Source organism: Ferruginibacter paludis (genome assembly GCF_030409685.1).
Classification (GTDB): Bacteria; Bacteroidota; Bacteroidia; order Chitinophagales; family Chitinophagaceae; genus Ferruginibacter; species Ferruginibacter paludis.
The window spans coordinates 29,363-45,904 of record NZ_JAUFQJ010000003.1; the positions used below are offsets into that span (position 1 = coordinate 29,363).

General features: G+C 41.6%; 11 protein-coding genes. 4 read left to right on the forward strand and 7 right to left on the reverse strand.

Annotation, left to right across the window (positions count from 1 at the left end; genetic code table 11):
* Nucleotides 1–52: 52 nt before the first annotated feature.
* Nucleotides 53–1,291, reverse strand: a complete 1,239-nt coding sequence (gene serA, locus QWZ08_RS04485; RefSeq protein WP_290336038.1) for a phosphoglycerate dehydrogenase — start codon at nucleotides 1,289–1,291, stop codon at nucleotides 53–55.
* A 131-nt stretch (nucleotides 1,292–1,422) separates the two neighbouring features.
* Between serA and QWZ08_RS04490 the strand changes: the two genes are divergently transcribed.
* Nucleotides 1,423–2,703, forward strand: a complete 1,281-nt coding sequence (locus QWZ08_RS04490) for a serine hydrolase domain-containing protein (protein WP_290336039.1) — start codon at nucleotides 1,423–1,425, stop codon at nucleotides 2,701–2,703.
* A 79-nt stretch (nucleotides 2,704–2,782) separates the two neighbouring features.
* On the opposite strand, the gene QWZ08_RS04495 is transcribed toward QWZ08_RS04490, so the two are convergent.
* Entirely contained in the window at nucleotides 2,783–4,063 is a 1,281-nt protein-coding gene (locus tag QWZ08_RS04495) for a nucleoside recognition domain-containing protein (protein ID WP_290336040.1), read from the reverse strand.
* 192 nt (nucleotides 4,064–4,255) lie between these two features.
* On the opposite strand from QWZ08_RS04495, the gene ychF reads away from it, so the two are divergent.
* Nucleotides 4,256–5,407: a redox-regulated ATPase YchF gene (gene ychF, locus QWZ08_RS04500; protein WP_435387581.1), complete on the forward strand. Its 1,152-nt coding sequence runs from the start codon at nucleotides 4,256–4,258 to the stop codon at nucleotides 5,405–5,407.
* Nucleotides 5,408–5,778: 371 nt separating this feature from the next.
* Here ychF and QWZ08_RS04505 read toward each other — a convergent pair whose 3' ends face one another.
* Nucleotides 5,779–7,035 (reverse strand): fasciclin domain-containing protein, encoded by a 1,257-nt coding sequence (locus QWZ08_RS04505; RefSeq protein WP_290336041.1) that lies wholly within the window; start codon nucleotides 7,033–7,035, stop codon nucleotides 5,779–5,781.
* Between the two features lie 45 nt (nucleotides 7,036–7,080).
* The gene (locus tag QWZ08_RS04510) at nucleotides 7,081–9,804 is read right to left on the reverse strand and encodes a TonB-dependent receptor (RefSeq protein WP_290336042.1); all 2,724 of its coding nucleotides are present in this window, start codon (nucleotides 9,802–9,804) and stop codon (nucleotides 7,081–7,083) included.
* A 139-nt stretch (nucleotides 9,805–9,943) separates the two neighbouring features.
* Here QWZ08_RS04510 and QWZ08_RS04515 point away from each other — a divergent pair, with 139 nt between their 5' ends.
* The gene (locus QWZ08_RS04515) at nucleotides 9,944–10,873 is read left to right on the forward strand and encodes a phosphoribosylaminoimidazolesuccinocarboxamide synthase (RefSeq protein WP_290336043.1); all 930 of its coding nucleotides are present in this window, start codon (nucleotides 9,944–9,946) and stop codon (nucleotides 10,871–10,873) included.
* A 40-nt stretch (nucleotides 10,874–10,913) separates the two neighbouring features.
* A complete protein-coding gene (locus tag QWZ08_RS04520; RefSeq protein ID WP_290336045.1) occupies nucleotides 10,914–12,032 on the forward strand; it encodes a lactonase family protein in 1,119 nt (372 codons plus the stop codon).
* Nucleotides 12,033–12,224: 192 nt separating this feature from the next.
* Here the strand turns inward: QWZ08_RS04520 and trhO are convergent, their stop codons facing one another.
* The 3 genes from trhO to QWZ08_RS04535 form a co-directional block, all read right to left on the reverse strand.
* Complete coding sequence (gene trhO, locus QWZ08_RS04525) at nucleotides 12,225–13,274, reverse strand: oxygen-dependent tRNA uridine(34) hydroxylase TrhO (RefSeq protein ID WP_290336046.1); 1,050 nt, start codon at nucleotides 13,272–13,274, stop codon at nucleotides 12,225–12,227.
* 124 nt (nucleotides 13,275–13,398) lie between these two features.
* Nucleotides 13,399–15,945: a DUF5686 and carboxypeptidase regulatory-like domain-containing protein gene (locus tag QWZ08_RS04530; protein ID WP_290336047.1), complete on the reverse strand. Its 2,547-nt coding sequence runs from the start codon at nucleotides 15,943–15,945 to the stop codon at nucleotides 13,399–13,401.
* 233 nt (nucleotides 15,946–16,178) lie between these two features.
* On the reverse strand, nucleotides 16,179–16,520 hold the full coding sequence (locus QWZ08_RS04535) for a hypothetical protein (protein ID WP_290336048.1): 342 nt from the start codon (nucleotides 16,518–16,520) through the stop codon (nucleotides 16,179–16,181).
* Between the last annotated feature and the right edge of the window lie 22 nt (nucleotides 16,521–16,542).

A 16,542-nucleotide genomic window follows, 5' to 3' on the forward strand; every position in this document is an offset into this window, starting at 1 on the left:
TATGTTCTAAAAAAAACCGAAAACTGCTGAATTTGCCTTTATCTGCTGCCAACTAATATAACATCCTCACTTTAATGGTATCCTTCACGTTTTTCAGCAAGGCAAGTGCGTTATTGCTTAAACTCTTGTCTACGTCCAGTACCACATAACCAATGGCATCATTGGTTTTTAAATATTGCCCAAGGATGTTGATTTTATGTTTGGAGAGTTGGGTATTTATTTCAGACAATACTCCCGGAACGTTTCTATGGATATGCAATATGCGATGTGTTCCCTCCTGTGGCGGTAAACTCAACGCAGGTATCGTATGCGATCCAAAACTAACTCCCTTTTCCAGGTAGTTAAATAACTTGCTGCTCACGTCATCGCCTATATTATGCTGCGCTTCCTGCGTACTGCCACCGATATGCGGGGTAAGTAGCACGTTGCTTAAACCCTGCAGCGGACTCGTAAATTTGTCGCCGTTTTTTTCGGGTTCCCAGGGAAACACATCAATGGCGGCACCACTCAATTGCCCGTCTGTTAAGGCTTTCGCCAATGCATCCAGGTCAACCACTTCGCCCCTGGCATAATTAATCAATATACTACCCTTTTTAAACGACTTCAGGATATTTTTATTGATCAGATTTTTTGTGCTCGCTGTTTCCGGTACATGCAGCGATACTATATCTGCTGCGGACACTAATTCCTTCAGTGTTTTTTTAGGTTCTGCGTTACCCAATGGCAGCTTGGTTTCGGCATCATAAAAAATTACTTTCATTCCCAGCCCTTCGGCTAATACACTCAGCTGACTGCCAATATTGCCATAGCCAATGATTCCCAGTGTTTTGCCCCGCAATTCGTAACTACCTGCTGCATCTTTGTTCCACGTACCTTCATGGGCAGCTTTATTTTTATCTATGATCTTCCTGATCAGCATAATAGACGAACCTATCACCAGTTCGGCAACACTTCTTGTGTTACTGTAAGGTGCATTAAAAACCGCAATACCATGCCCTGTTGCCGAAGCAAGATCTACCTGGTTAATACCAATACAAAAACATCCGATAGCTTGTAATTTTTCAGCAGCTTCAATTACTTTGGCTGTTAATTTAGTTTTGCTTCTTATGCCCACCAGGTGCACATTTTTTATTTCTTTAATCAGTTGTTCTTCGCTCAATGCTCCGTTTAATTTACGAACGTTGGCATAACCTTTATCGTTAAAATATTTTACTGCGACGTCACTTATATTCTCCAAAAAAAGAATATTAATTTTCTCTTTTGGATAACTTGTTAATTTTTTCTCTGCCATGAATTTTACTTGTTATTTTGCACAAATATATTCTATCTATTTCTTAATATTTTATGATCGCATTAAAAAGATACTCCTGCCACAATCTGTCGACGGTTGCTGGCAACCATATACGTTATTCAATTTTGCTGATGCCATTACTTTTTACGGCATGCAATTCCGCGGCTCCTAAAACGGCGGTAATTGAAAAAGATTCGACTGGCCTGTTACTCAGCGCCGCTCCCATACCCCTCTCAAAAGCAGAAGCACAGCGGCTTTACGATGGTTGCGCCCAATGGTACGACAGTGCACTGAAATTAAGAGGTTTTAACGGGGGCATTGTAGTTGCCAAAAATGGCAATATTGTTTTTGAAGCATACAATGGCAATGCACATATAAACCGCAAGGAGCCCATCGATTCATTAAGTTCTTTTCACATAGCATCCGTATCAAAAACATTTACTGCTATGGCTGTTTTAAAATTATGGCAGGATGGCAAACTCAATATTGATGATGAATTCAGCAAATACTTTCCAGCATTTAATTACCCTGGAGTAACTGTGCGCAGCTTGTTAAATCACCGGAGTGGTTTGCCAAATTATTTGTATTTTATGGAAACACTTGGATGGGACAAAAAAACACTGATAAAAAACGAAGATGTCTTAAATTATTTAATTACCCGCAAGGCAGAGCTCACCAATATTGCAACTCCAAATACCCATTTTACTTATTGCAATACCAACTATGCTTTACTTGCTTTACTTGTGGAAAAAATAAGTGGCACCAATTTTCCGAATTACCTGCAGCAAACTTTTTTTTTACCGCTGCAAATGAAACATACCTTTTTATTTAACAGCCTGGATACTTCTAAAGTAAACCCCAGCTACGACTGGCGTGGACGGCAGATTCCCCTTGGATTTTTAGACGGCGTATATGGTGATAAAAATATTTATACCACACCAAGAGATTTATTAAAGTGGGACAGGGCACTGACCGGCGGTAAGCTATTTACAAAACAAACACTGGAGCAGGCTTATACACCTTACAGCAATGAAAAAGCAGGCGTAAAAAATTATGGCCTTGGCTGGAGGATGAACATTTTCCCCAACGGCAAAAAAACCATTTACCACAATGGATGGTGGCATGGCAGTAATGCAGCCTTCCTTCGCTTGCTGCCCGATTCGGTCGCCATTATTGTTATTGGTAATAAATACAACAGTAATATTTACCATGCAAAGGAATTGGCCAATTTATTCGGCGACTACAATGGCAGAGGTAGCGAAGAAGATGAAACTGAGAATTCAAAAGTAAAAGAGATTTTGCTGCCGATAAATGGCGTACCTGCAACCATTCAACAACCAGCTCTTTTAAATAAAAGTGCACAGGTCCAGCCAAAATCGAAACACAAAAATAAAAGACATAAACGCCGTTAAAAAAAAGTAAGCCTGGCAGCAATTAACAATGCTGACAGGCTTTAAACTGTTATAAAAAGGAAGCGTCTTAAAACGTCGTCTACATGCTATTGCCAAAAAACAAATAACACAAAATGATCGCCGTGATCACACCCACTAAATCGGCTATCAACATAGATCCTATAGCATACCGGGTATTCTTTATACTCACAGAGCCAAAGTAAACCGCCACCACATAAAAAGTGGTATCAGATGCGCCCTGGAAAATACCTGACAACTTACTTGCAAACGAATCAGGACCAAAAGTGGTCATTGTACTCACCATCATTCCTCTTGCTGCACCACCGCTTAAAGGTCTTATCAATGCTGTTGGCAGGCCATCTACAAAACGGGTATCGGCACCAAGTAGGGCAAAAAAATGTTTCATTCCACTGATAACCGCATCAAATGTGCCACTGGTACGTAACATACTTACTGCAACCAATATCCCCAATATATAAGGTATAATTCTGATAGCGGTATCAAACCCGTTTTTAGCCCCGTCTATAAACGCAGCAAACAAATCAATTTTCTTGTACAAGCCCCCAAGCACTATCAGCAAAAATACCAGCAAAATAATGCCGTTACTCAGCTTGCTGGAAAACAGCTGAATACCCGCTGCATCCAGCCTGGTAACATAATATACAAGCAAGGCAATCACCGCGGAAATGCCCAGCACCCAGGTCAATATTACAGGCTGAAATAGATTAATTTTTTGCCTGAAGGATACGATGATCATGGCGGCCATGGTACCCACAAAAGTTACAATCATACAGGGCAAAAAAACATCGGTGGGGTCCGAGGCATGTTGTGCCGCCCGTACAGCAATTACACTCACCGGAATTAAATTTAACCCGGCGGCATGCAGGCACAAAAACATGATCTGCGAGTTGGAGGCTACTTCTTTATCGGGGTTCAGCTCCTGCAGGCTTTCCATGGCCTTTAAACCAAATGGCGTTGCAGCATTATCAAGGCCCAACAAATTCGCAGAAAAATTCATAATCATATGCCCCATGGAAGGATGCCCCCTGGGTACTTCAGGAAAAAGTTTAGAAAAGAAGGGACCGGCAATACGGGATAAAAGCCTTATTCCGCCAGCCTTTTCGGCAATATTCATAAAGCCGATAAACAGTGCCAATATACCCACCAGCTTAAGACAAATATCTACTGCAACCCAACAGGTTTCAATAATCCCGTCCAGTTTAAGCGGATTCAGCGGATCACTGGCTTTACCGCTTACCATCCAGGCAAACAGCTGGGCGTCGCCAAAGAAAAAACATTTAATGCCCGCTACCGTGATAGCAATAATGATAAAAGCCGACCAGATTCTGCTTAATGCCATAATGATAATGGATAATTAATAATTTGCTTTTGAGTATTGATAAAGGTTTTCCGTTTTGATGAACTACCATTTTACCATGATCACAAATTAGCGTTTTATCCCGAAACCCAAAATTTGATTGCAAACCTTACCTTTGCAGCCTGAAAATTTGTTCTGTTGTACTAAACAGCCTGATCATCATTATTTAAACAAATGATACAGCGGAGAGTAACAGCAATCAACCAACCAAAAATAATTAACAACATGGCTTTAAAGGCAGGTATCGTGGGGTTACCCAATGTAGGAAAATCAACTTTATTCAATGCTGTAAGTAATAGTGCCAAAGCGCAGGCCAGCAATTACCGCTTTTGTACCATTGAGCCCAATACAGGTCTTGTAAATGTACCCGATCCAAGAATGGATAAGCTTGCAGAACTGGTGCAACCCCAACGCACGGTTCCTACACAAATTGAAATTGTTGATATCGCCGGCCTTGTGCGTGGCGCCAGCAAGGGCGAAGGCCTGGGCAATAAATTTTTAGCCAACATCCGCGAAGTAGATGCCATCATCCATGTGATCCGTTGTTTTGAAGATGAAAATATTTTAAGGGATGAAGGCGCCATCAACCCGTTAAGCGATAAAGAAATTATTGAAACAGAACTTCAGTTGAAAGACCTGGACGGTGTAGAAAGAAAAATTGCCCGCACAGAAAAAATGCTGAAAACCGGTGATGCAAAATTAAAGCTGGAATACGATGTGCTGCTGCGCTGCAAAGAGCATTTAAACAAAGGCAAAGGCATTATCTCCATGGGTTTAACCAAAGACGAAAAAGAGGCTATTGCTGAAAATTTCTTTTTAAGTGATAAGCCCGTGCTGTATGTAGCCAATGTAGACGAAGCCAGCATGCATACCGGAAATAAATTTTCTGATGCACTTGTAGCTGCCGCAAAAGCAGAAGGCTCCGAAGTAATTGTGATGACCAATGCCATTGAATCGCAAATTGCAGAACTGGAAGATCCGGAAGATAAAGCCATGTTTATGGAAGAGTATAAAATGACAGAACCTGCATTGGACAGGCTGATTCATTCCACTTATAAACTACTCAACCTCTCTACTTATTTTACCGCCGGCGTACAGGAAGTAAGGGCCTGGACCATCCACCAGGGCTGGAAAGCACCGCAGGCTGCAAGCGTTATCCATACTGACTTTGAGAAGGGTTTCATCAAAGCTGAAGTAATCGCCTACGATGATTTTATTACCTATAAATCAGAGGCTGCCTGCAGGGAAAACGGCAAACTAAGAATTGAGGGAAAAGAATACATAGTGCATGATGGCGACGTGATGCATTTCAGGTTTAATGTGTAGCCCCCATCCCCTAAGAGAGTTAATTTGAAAATATCTCAGCTGTTGTAAAGTTTCACGGCGGGCATGGAATATCAATAATTTGTCCGGGGCTAAGATGCTATGCGGAACATCGTTGCATCGCCCTCGTGCACACGTTGATTTTTTCGGAGCCTTACGATGCAGAATATATTCTTTGCATAACTTAAACAGCAATTTATTAAAACTCTATTGCAGGTTCAATAATTTGCGTTTCCATACAAGATCAATAACGCTTTAATATACAAATTTGCCGAGCAACTCCAGCTCTCCATAGACTCTTAGCCTGCACAAAAATTATTTAAAAAACAAATGGCTTCACCAAGGTGAAGCCGTTGAAATATTTTAAGTAAAAATTATTGTGGTAATAACACCTTATCTATAACATGTAGCACACCGTTTACTGCGTGTTTATCCATTCCTACAACATTGGCTGCTCCGCCGCTGAAAGGTGTCCCTCCCGGCGGGAAGGTTCCAAGGCCTGTGAAGGTTAGTTTTGTAACAAATGGACCAGTATAAGTAGCCTGCGCAAGCACGCCGGGATGCACGCCAAATGAACTATTTACCAACGTCTTTACCAATGTGGGTGTTGCGCTGAAGTCGGTTGAGAATGCCCGGATATCAGGCTTATAAGAACCGGTTGAGTTTGAAGCGAGCAGATGATAAGCTAAAATACCTCTCACTGAAGACGCAGGTAGTACGGCCCCAAAGGTGGTGTCCATGAATATTGCAGGCCCGGCTGCCAACGCTGCTTTTGCCAGTGAATCCGCCTTCTGCGGCGGCGCTCCATGTGCTAATGCGTTACCATATACACTGCCATAAATCAAATTTTGAAAAGCGGCATTATTAGGCGCCAGTACCGTCATATTTGTAACACCATATTTAAGCAAAGAGTCGAACTTGTTCAATCCAACTTGTCCGCTATCGCCGCGTGCGATTGCCGCAGTAAAATAAGATAAGTCAGGATCAGTATAAATTAATCCGGCAAGCACCGTGGTAGGCGGCGCTACAACAGTTGCCACATGGTGTATTATGCCGTTTGAAGCAACGGCGTCAACGGCAGTAACTGGAATATTATTTACATAAGCAAGTTTGGGAGCAAAAAAAGTAGTAGCCCTTATGAGAGAATTTACTGGAGGTGCTTGCGGCAGAATTATCTGTGTAGGCAATTGAAAATTTGGAAAAGTAGCCGGCACTTTCGCAGATAAAATTGTTTGGCCGATAATATTATAACTTACAATGCCAGCCGCGGAAGCTACGGGAATGTTAGCTGCAATAAATCCAGAGAAAACCGCATCGGGTGCCTGAATCGGTACTTGACCTTTAGAAATAAAATTGATAAAAGCTTTCATGCCGTTATTATCGGGCACCAACATGGTGTAATTAGCAGCCTTATTATTAATGGTTGACAAAAGCCCCGATTTTATTATCAAACGATAATACAAACTATCAGTAGGTGTTGCAGCGATCGTCTCGCCCAGTGTTTTACCGCCTGGTGGCGTTACCGGTGTTTCTGTAAACTGCTCCACATCTTTGTTGCAGGAAGCTAATATCAGCATGACTGCTACTAAGTGCAACAAATTATTTTTCAATATTTGGGTAATGTATTTCATACAAAAAGTTTTATTTTTTATTACGTTGTAAATGCGGGGTTGTTATCAATAAACATTAAAGCCGAAACTCAGGTAATACAATCCACCGATGCGGCTGTTACCAACAGCATTGTAGTAATATTGATTGAGCAGGTTATTGGCCCCTAACTTAATAATAGATTTTGATGAAGGAATTTTATAACTCACCTGCGCATCCACTGTTTGAACAGATGGTAAATTGCCGTTGGCTAAATCTCCCTGGAAATAAAACGCATCCTGCCAGCGATAAGCAACAGCAAAGCCGAGTCTGTTGTTTTTTCCAAAACCATTGTTGGCAAAAGTGGCGTTCAGTTTATATTTGGGTGAGTTGAAAGACGCAATAAAATTGGTTGGCACATCGGTTAAATTATCAGAAGCGGCATTTACACTCAGCGAATAATTGCGGCTAATTTTATAATCCATGCCAATACCAAAACCGTAGGTTTTAACTTTCGATGTGGAATTAATTGGTACAGAATAAATCTGCCCTGCATCTGCATCAGCCGGCGTAATCGGAGCGCCTGTGCGTGATTGAACTACTACTTTTCTCGCAAGGAAATTGGTATACTGACCATAGTAACCATAAATGTCAAGTAATAATTTCGAATCAGCAATCAGCCCCTTGTATCCGGCTTCAAAAGAAGAGATGGCTTCTGGTTTTAACGTGGCAAAGTTTTGCTGCACCGTTTTACCCGCTTTTAACGAATCCCTGTCATAAGCAGGATTGGAATCAAAATGATAAATATTTTTAAAGGCTTCATTGCCACCGATCAGTTTGTAGGAAACAAGGTCCAGGTTAATCCATTGCATTTGGGTAGAAGGAAAACGGTAAGCTGTTTGGTAACTCAACCGGAAATTGCTGTTTTCCCCCGCTTTAATTACAGCAGTAACTCTTGGTGTAAACCGGCCTTTAAAATTTTGGTTTTTATCATACCTGCCGGAAGCTGTTAATTTAATACCGGGGGTAATGGCTTTGGACGCCTGTAAGAATGCGCCCATTTCGTTGATGCCGATCGTTCCCGCTGTATCTGCAAACAATGTTCCCTGTGAGTTCAATACATATCTTTTGTAATTGGCACCTACAATGATGTCTGCAAAAGACTTTGCGGAAGAAGTTAAATTGTAGCTGCCTTCTGCACCATATAAATCTGTTCTGTCTAATAATGCGCCTCCCTTCGGCACGGGTATTTTGCGCACCCGGTTGTAAATATCATTGAATTCGGAAGTTCCTACCACTGGTCTTCCCACATCCGCAGTTGCCCTAGCCACTGTATGCGCATCCGCATCGGTAGCACCTCCTAATTTAGCTGCCAAAAAAGCCTGCCCGTATTGCGCATACCAGCCCGTGGAACCGCCACTTGGTTTCCATGCTTCATTAAAATTCTGAGTGGTTGCTCCAAGGTTATAAGATTCACCCGCGTTCTCCTGCGTGGTATAAGCCCTCAGCATCCAGTTTTTGTTGTTCAGTTCCAGTTTGTACTGGCCCATTTTAAAATCTTTAATGGAATATCTTGAAGCGCCGGTATATACCGTGTTTCCTGTGCCCCAATAGCCGGCCAGCGTTGTTTCTGTACCAGGCGTTAATTTATAATGAAGCGAAGCGCCAAGCTTAAAATTCACTGTGTTGGGGTCAAGTATCTGTTGTTCGGTATAACCGGTACGGGATACGTTGATTGGTTGCGAAGTAAGAGTACCAATGAACGGCGCTAAAAACGGCGCTTGTCCTGCCACGCCATTTAATACCTGGCGAATATCTGCAGTTGTTTCATCTCCATAAACGTTCACGCCATCATAGTTAGGATCGGTGGCTCTTGTGCCAGCCCGTAACTTTCCGTTTGACCGGTCGTAATCCCTATAGTCGGTGCCTATCCAGTCTTTAGCCTGTATTAATTCCGTGGTTATTTTAAAGGCAAATTTATCAGACACTTTTACGCCCCATCTTAAAGCCCAGTTGTGATAGGGAGCGGGTGATCTTTCGCTGCCATCTGTGTGCATAATTCCTTCTTTCACTATAAAAGATAAACCTTGGTATTTAAATGGGTTTTTACTTGTCATCAGCATGGTCCCATTCATACCACCTGAGCCGTATAAAGCAGATGATGCACCGGGAAGCAATTCAATATTATCTACATCCAGTTCATTTAAACCAATAATCGCACCTACGGAAAAATTCAATCCCGGTGCCTGGTTATCCATTCCGTCAACCAATTGGTTAAACCTTACATTACCACTTCCGCCAAAGCCTCGGGTGGTGGGCGTTTTAAAGGTAAGGGAAGAAGTAGTTACATCCACTCCTTTTAAAGTACTTACTACATCGTAAAAGTTAGCCGACGGAGCGTTGCGTATGTTGGAAGCGCTTAATCTTTCAATGGAAACAGGTGATTCCAGTATTTTTTGCGGAACCCTTGAGGCAGATACCACTACCTCCTGCCCCAATGAGTTGGCTGGTTCCAGTTTTATGTTGATTGATTGTTCTGTGCCCGAAACTTCCACTTCTTTCAGGCCATATCCTACGGAAGATATGATGAGCGTTACCGGTAATTTCTGTGTTACGGAGATTTTAAAATTTCCTTTATCATCAGAAAAGGTCCCTGCATCTGACCCTTTTACCAGAACAGATACGGCGGATAGCCTTTCATTATTTACCCTGTTAAAAATAGTGCCGGTGATAGTGTTGGTTTGGGCAAGGGCAGGCATGGTAACAAGCGTAATTAGCACCATAGCGCAAATATAGGTTACACATTTTTTCATATAGCATTGTTTAGTTTAGTAAATATCGGGCAAAATAAGCATTGTTACTATGGTGTTGAAATTTTATTTGGCACGTTGTGTTGAAATTTTATTTAAGGGTAAATTGGGTGATTAGACGAGTTGCCTGTAATTTAGCCGAATGGCAACATTTAATTTTACCGGGCAAACAAAATTCTACAGCGGAAAGGTGAGAGATGTTTACACAATTGATGATAAATGGCTGGTAATGATAGCCAGTAACCGGATATCTGCATTTGATGTAATACTACCAAAACCCATCCCATTTAAAGGACAGGTATTAAACCAAATAGCTGCTTACATGCTAAAAGCAACAGCTGATATTTGCCCCAACTGGCTGGTGAATACACCGGCTCCCAACTGTGCTATTGGTAAAAAATGTGTTCCCTTTAAAGTAGAAATGGTGATAAGGGGAAACCTGACAGGCCACGCCTGGCGTACTTATAGCAGTGGTACAAGAATTTTATGCGGTGTAACGATGCCGGAAGGAATGAAAGAAAATGATTTTTTTCCTGAGCCGATTATTACTCCTTCTACCAAAGCCGAAGTTGGGCATGATGAAGACATCAGCCGGGAAGACATCATTAAAAAAGGCATAGCTTCTGAAGCCGATTATGCTGTAATGGAAAAATACACACGGGCACTATTTGCAAGGGGCAAAGAACTGGCGGCTAAACAAGGATTGATTTTAGTTGATACCAAATATGAGTTCGGTAAAATCGGTAATGAAGTTTACCTGATGGATGAAATACATACGCCCGACAGCAGCCGTTATTTTTATGCAGAAGGATATGAGGAAAGACAATCAGCAGGCGAAAGGCAGAAACAGCTGAGTAAAGAATTTGTAAGAGAATGGCTGATTGAAAATAATTTTATGGGCAAACAGGGGCAGACCGTTCCGGAAATGACAGACGAATGGATCACTACCATCAGCAACCGCTACATTGAGTTATATGAAAAAGTAATCGGCGAAAAATTTGTGCCGGAACTTTTGACCGATACCGAAACTTTTAACCGCATCACTGATGCTTTGCAAGAAATAACGGCTTAAAGAATCATCAACAATCATCTCCTATTTTAAATAAGATACCATGCGTTTTGTAATAGCATTGCTTAGTCTTTTTATTACCCAAATTTTAGTGGCTCAAAAAAATCCCTACCTGCTGGTAGGTACTTATACTTCCGGAAAATCGGAAGGCATTTATGTGTATTCTTTTGATGAAAAAAATGCAACTGCTGATTTAGTTAGCGTAGCTAAAACAAAAAACCCCTCCTACCTTGCCGTTGCCCCAAATAAAAAAACAGTGTATGCAGTTAATGAAACTGCTGATACAACGGGTTCGGTTGTTGGCGGTGGCGTTACCGCTTTTTCATTTGCAGGTGGAAAACTTACAGCTATGAGCACGCAGTTATCTGGTGGTACAAATCCCTGTTATGTGTCAGTTACCAAATCGGGCAAGTGGGTTTTTGCCGGCAATTATTCCAGCGGGACTCTATCCGTATTTCCTGTTACCGCGGGTGGTGATCTGAAGCCCGCAAGCCAAACAATTCTGCATACCGGAACCGGCCCCAACAAAGACAGGCAGGAAGGACCACATGTGCATTCAACTGTTTTATCCCCTGATAATAATTATTTATTTGTGCCAAACCTTGGTATAGATAAGGTGATGATTTACCGCTTAAATAACAACACGGGATATCTCAGACCTGCAACGGTTCCCTTTGCCGCAACCGAACCAGGAAGCGGTCCAAGACATTTTGATTTTGCTCCCAATAATCACTTTGCTTACCTGATGGAAGAGATGTCGGGGAACGTGGTGGCTTACGCCTATAGCAATGGCGCATTGAAACAATTTCAAATCGTCAGCAGCATTCCCAAAGACTTTAAAGGAACCATCGGCGCAGCAGATATTCATGTGTCGCCTGATGGCAAATTTTTGTATTGCAGCAACCGTGGCGATGGCAACACCATTACTATTTTTTCCATTAATCAAAAAACAGGCAAACTGTCATTAGCAGGCTACCAGTCTACCTTAGGTAAAACGCCCCGCAATTTTAATTTTGATCCCTCAGGCAATTTTTTACTGGCAGCCAACCAGGCAAGCGACAACATTGTTATCTTTAAAATTGACAGAAAAACGGGTTTACTGACGGACACAGGTAAACGCATTGACGTGGCTAACCCAGTATGTATTAAGTGGATTTTTTAAAGTCGGAAAGCTGAAAACTTAAAGCCGAAGGCCCCATGCATTTTTTTACCCGCAAGCAGATTTGTTCTGTACTGATTTTAAAACTTTTGCTAAAGTCCAGGGAGTATTTTATTTTCTGCCTGAAGTTCATCCATTTAATCATCATTGGATGCGATACATTGAAGATTGTATTAAGCACTGAGTTATGTTCTTTTATCCCTTAGCATTTCTTTCATTCAGCCTCGGCCTTAAGCGCTGCTTACTTTTATTGAATATCATTGTTCCCTTTTTGATGCCTTTGCGCATTTCTTTTTGTACTTCTATTGGCAGGTTATACACCGTCTGGCAAGCTTCGCTGCAGCAACCATCATATTTTTCTGCGCAGGCCGCACATTGTATAAAGAGCAAATGGCAGGCTTCATTTTTACAATTGGTATGGGTATCTGCAGGTTCGCCGCATTGGTGACAGCGGGCAATAATATCGTTGGTAATCCGCTCCCCAAGCCTGTCGTCAAACACAAAGTTTTTACCTATGAATTTGCTGTCTAAATTATTTTCCTTTGCCTGTTTTGCATAATTGATAATGCCGCCTTCAAGGTGAAATACATTGTTGAAACCGTTGTGCAACATATAAGCACTGGCCTTTTCGCAACGGATGCCGCCGGTGCAATACATGATGATGTTTTTTTCTTTTTTATCCTGCATCATGTTTACTGCCATCGGTAACTGTTCACGAAAGGTATCGCTGGGTATTTCGATGGCTTTTTCAAAATGTCCCACTTCATATTCATAATGGTTGCGCATATCTATCACCACCGTATCTTCATCCTGCAGCAATTCATTCATCTGTATGGCATTCACATAGCGGCCTTTATTTTCCATACTAAACGCCGGATCGGTAATACCATCTGCTACAATTTTTTGGCGCACTTTAATCTTCAAAACCCAAAAAGATTTCCCGTCATCATCCACCGCGATATTCAAACGCAGGCCATTCAGTGGTGCAATGGAATAAAGATAGTTTCTGAACGCTTCCACATTATCGGATGGCACACTTACTTGCGCATTGATGCCTTCTTTGGCGATATAAATGCGGCCAAATACTTTTAATGCATTGAGGTGGATGTACAATTCGTCCCTGAATTGTTGCGGATCATCGACTGTGAAATATTGATAGAAGGAAATGGTTGTACGGGGAGTAGTTTCCTGGTACAGTAGTTTTTTGAGCTCCTCCTGGGAAACCCGGTTGTGTAATACGGCCATATGATTTAATTTGATCCCGGTTGTTTCGGGAAATCTTTGAAAGATTGGATGCTTGCAGGGCAAACCAAATTGCGGCGCAAAGATAAATTAAATAAGGCTATTTGTAATCTCCGGTACAAAGATTTTAAAACCCGTTCGTCTTGTCTGTATTCACAACTTTATTGATAGTACCACCCAGCAAACCGCCAAAACCGATGCTGATAGCGCTTGTGCGTCTTCTACCACCATTTTCAAAGGCCGTAATAAAATCTACCCGGAATATTTTCAGGATATTCTCAAGCCCGATAAATAACTCAACGTGATTGCTGAGCTGGTTTATGTAAAACGTGTTGGTACCTGCTACCAGGTTCCAGTTTAACTGGTTAAACCCAGGAATTTTATTGGTGAGCAATCCATTGAAATGATGTTCGATATGTGCCATTCCATAAAACTTAGCAGTTGTGCTGTTGGCATAATAAGAAGACAACTGAAAGCTATTTAAGTACTCCGCGGCCAGCGTACTTCTGTTACCGTTAAAATGCTGGTAATCCTGTATGTAAACTGTTTTGTTATTCAAAAAACCGCCGACACCGACATTGTATTTCAGCAGCCCCCAAAGCTTAAAATTATTATCGTTGGCAACATTGAATTTCCATTTATCGAAATTTACATCACTCCCAAAAATACCATTCAAACCCCTGGTATAGTTCAGGGTGAAAGTAGGATACTTTGATCCGATTGCTACTTTGCGATAAGGAAATTGTACGTACTGCTGACCGGGCTTATAACTAATGTCGGTACTTACTATTACCGCCTGGTAACGGTTAAACTGGGTGGCTATTTTTTCATACGGATAATTGGGAGTTATATCAACGCTGTCACTTTTAAACACCGTGAATTTAGTAGTGTTGTTTAAAGGTATCCGGTCTTCGTACAAAGCCTTTATGCTAAAACGTAAACCACTTTCGTATCGTTTGGTAAAGCCGGTGGCTACGAAATAATTTTCGTAAGTCTTCATAAAGTTATCGCCATACAGCAATGTACTGATGCTGTTTACCAATGGCGTAATCGGACTTTCTTTATTAAACTGGCTTACTCTTTTACCCGCTGAAAAAGCCCATTCTTCCCGCTTTATTTTTTTATCCAATTCAAGGTCTCTTGAACGAAGTGTAATATCTGTCCATGCATTTAAATGGGCATTGCTAAAACCATAGCGGATATTGGGCATTACAGTCAGCCGCCTGGCAGCCGGCAGATTCTTCTCATAATAGCCGCCAACATTCAACACCAAACCTTCTGCTGTATTGTATTCAAGGTTTTTCAGCAAAGAATTTACGCCCCAGTTGTAAGTGTGCAATTTGCTGTAATGCGTACGACTGATGCCGCTCCAGAAAACGTCCAGTACTTTAACCTTCCCCTGCTTTTTCTTTAAAGAATCAATCGCTGTTTTGCTGATAGCAGAATCTTTTTGCCGCTCAAATAAACTGTCTTTTACCAGGTAATCTTTTACTTCTTCCTTTTCAAGCGGCACAGGGCGGATGCTGTCCCAGTAGGCGGCGGGCTTTTTATTTACATTGGTATCATATTTAATAATTACCCGGTCAAAATAATTTTTAGCGAATTTTGCAGCTACGTTATAATCTGTGTAGACATTTACAAAATTCCCAATTGCATCAATCCCAAGTTTGTTAAAATTAAAATGCAGCAACTGGTTTTTTACCCGCCACACTTCGTCATTTACGGGCACATGAAATTGTGTTATCTGCAATGTGTCAATAATTTCGAGTTGCGATTTTTTGGTAAGCTTTAAATCAAAACTATGAATGCGCCAATCGTTTTCGGTGATATTAATGATACCAGAAAAAAGCGGCTCATAATCCCTGCGGGGTATTACGCGGATGCTGTTGATTTCTTTGCCGTTTTCCCAAAAGCTACCCAAAAATTTAAATTTATAAAAACTGATGGCCTTATCGGCAAGGGGCGAAATAAAGCCCCTTGGGTTAAGTTGTTCAGCGAAAATGGTTACGGTATTTTGATATAAACTGATGAACGTTGGAAAGCTGAAACCAAAGCCACTGCTGCCACTTACGCGGCTGCTGACAACCTGCATTTTAAATTTATCGGGTTGCTGAATAGCCACTTTGGCCACCGACTCCGATAAATAAATAATGCCTACGCCCAATGTATCCAGCATCATTTCCTGGCGGTCTGCATCCGGAATTTTTCTGCCGAAAATTTTTGTTGGCAGGTGCCGCAGTTTAATCATATCCTTGGCATACAGATCGCAGGTAAATGCATTTACCTGTTTAAAATAACCGGGTCTTTTTTTAATGGCTTCGCGGATGATCTGGTAGGCCGGATCTTCCCCGTTGCTTTTTACCACTACTTCTTTCATCACCAGTTTTTGCTCAGCCAAAATAAAAACCACTTCTTCATCGTGTGTATTGATAGTGATTGCTTTTTCCTGCGTGGTATAACCGATGTGCTGGCAAACGATGATATAATTTCCGGGGGTTACATTAAACGCAAAACGGGCCCTGTTATTGGCGCTGGCACCGGTGGTAGTACCCTTGATAGTGATGGAAGAATAAGGCAGCAGGTCGCCCTTTGCGTTGAAGACAGTGCCGTATATTTTTTGTGCTGATGTTTTAATGGCAATCAATATGGCAAGAAGCAAAAAAAATTTCCTCATGGTTAAATATAAATAGCTGCGAATTTAACAGTGATTATGTTATGAAGCTGTAAATGGGAGCAAAAATTTGGGAGATGCCGGTAACTATCCAGTTTTTATGCTGGCTTAAGAAGTTACCATTAACAATTAATTCTAAAAAGTTTTCAATCCGAAAGCGTTCCACTCAGCTGCAAAAGTACAAGAGGGCGATGCAAGAATTTACCACATGGCTGCTTAGCCCGGACAAAAACAAATCAACTGCGTCTTAAATAACTGCCGGATAAAGCGGCAAAACCTGCTACCAGTGCGCCTATAAGGGCGGTGATGCCAATGAGCATAAAGGGACTATCTGTTTTAAACATCAGCATGCTTACTTTATGGGCCAGCAAATGATTGTTGTTACTGCTGATATACCAGGATAAAGAACCCCATAACAACAGGATGGAAATGAACCCTGTTAAAAAAGATTTACCCGGGTGCTGTGGTATTAAGGCTGATACAACGAATGCAACAAATGCAATGCTCCACCAGGGCAGGTACAGGCAGGCCGCCACACTTAACAAGGCAATCAATACTAAAGAGACGATAAATTTCATATAATCTGTTTGAAAATTAAGG

Coding starts and splice junctions, on each gene's coding strand:
- serA (WP_290336038.1), bottom strand. CDS start 1,291: ATGGCAGAGAAAAAATTAACAAGTTATCCAAAAGAGAAAATTAATATT.
- QWZ08_RS04490 (WP_290336039.1), top strand. CDS start 1,423: ATGCCATTACTTTTTACGGCATGCAATTCCGCGGCTCCTAAAACGGCG.
- QWZ08_RS04495 (WP_290336040.1), bottom strand. CDS start 4,063: ATGGCATTAAGCAGAATCTGGTCGGCTTTTATCATTATTGCTATCACG.
- ychF (WP_435387581.1), top strand. CDS start 4,256: ATGATACAGCGGAGAGTAACAGCAATCAACCAACCAAAAATAATTAAC.
- QWZ08_RS04505 (WP_290336041.1), bottom strand. CDS start 7,035: ATGAAATACATTACCCAAATATTGAAAAATAATTTGTTGCACTTAGTA.
- QWZ08_RS04510 (WP_290336042.1), bottom strand. CDS start 9,804: ATGAAAAAATGTGTAACCTATATTTGCGCTATGGTGCTAATTACGCTT.
- QWZ08_RS04515 (WP_290336043.1), top strand. CDS start 9,944: ATGGCAACATTTAATTTTACCGGGCAAACAAAATTCTACAGCGGAAAG.
- QWZ08_RS04520 (WP_290336045.1), top strand. CDS start 10,914: ATGCGTTTTGTAATAGCATTGCTTAGTCTTTTTATTACCCAAATTTTA.
- trhO (WP_290336046.1), bottom strand. CDS start 13,274: ATGGCCGTATTACACAACCGGGTTTCCCAGGAGGAGCTCAAAAAACTA.
- QWZ08_RS04530 (WP_290336047.1), bottom strand. CDS start 15,945: ATGAGGAAATTTTTTTTGCTTCTTGCCATATTGATTGCCATTAAAACA.
- QWZ08_RS04535 (WP_290336048.1), bottom strand. CDS start 16,520: ATGAAATTTATCGTCTCTTTAGTATTGATTGCCTTGTTAAGTGTGGCG.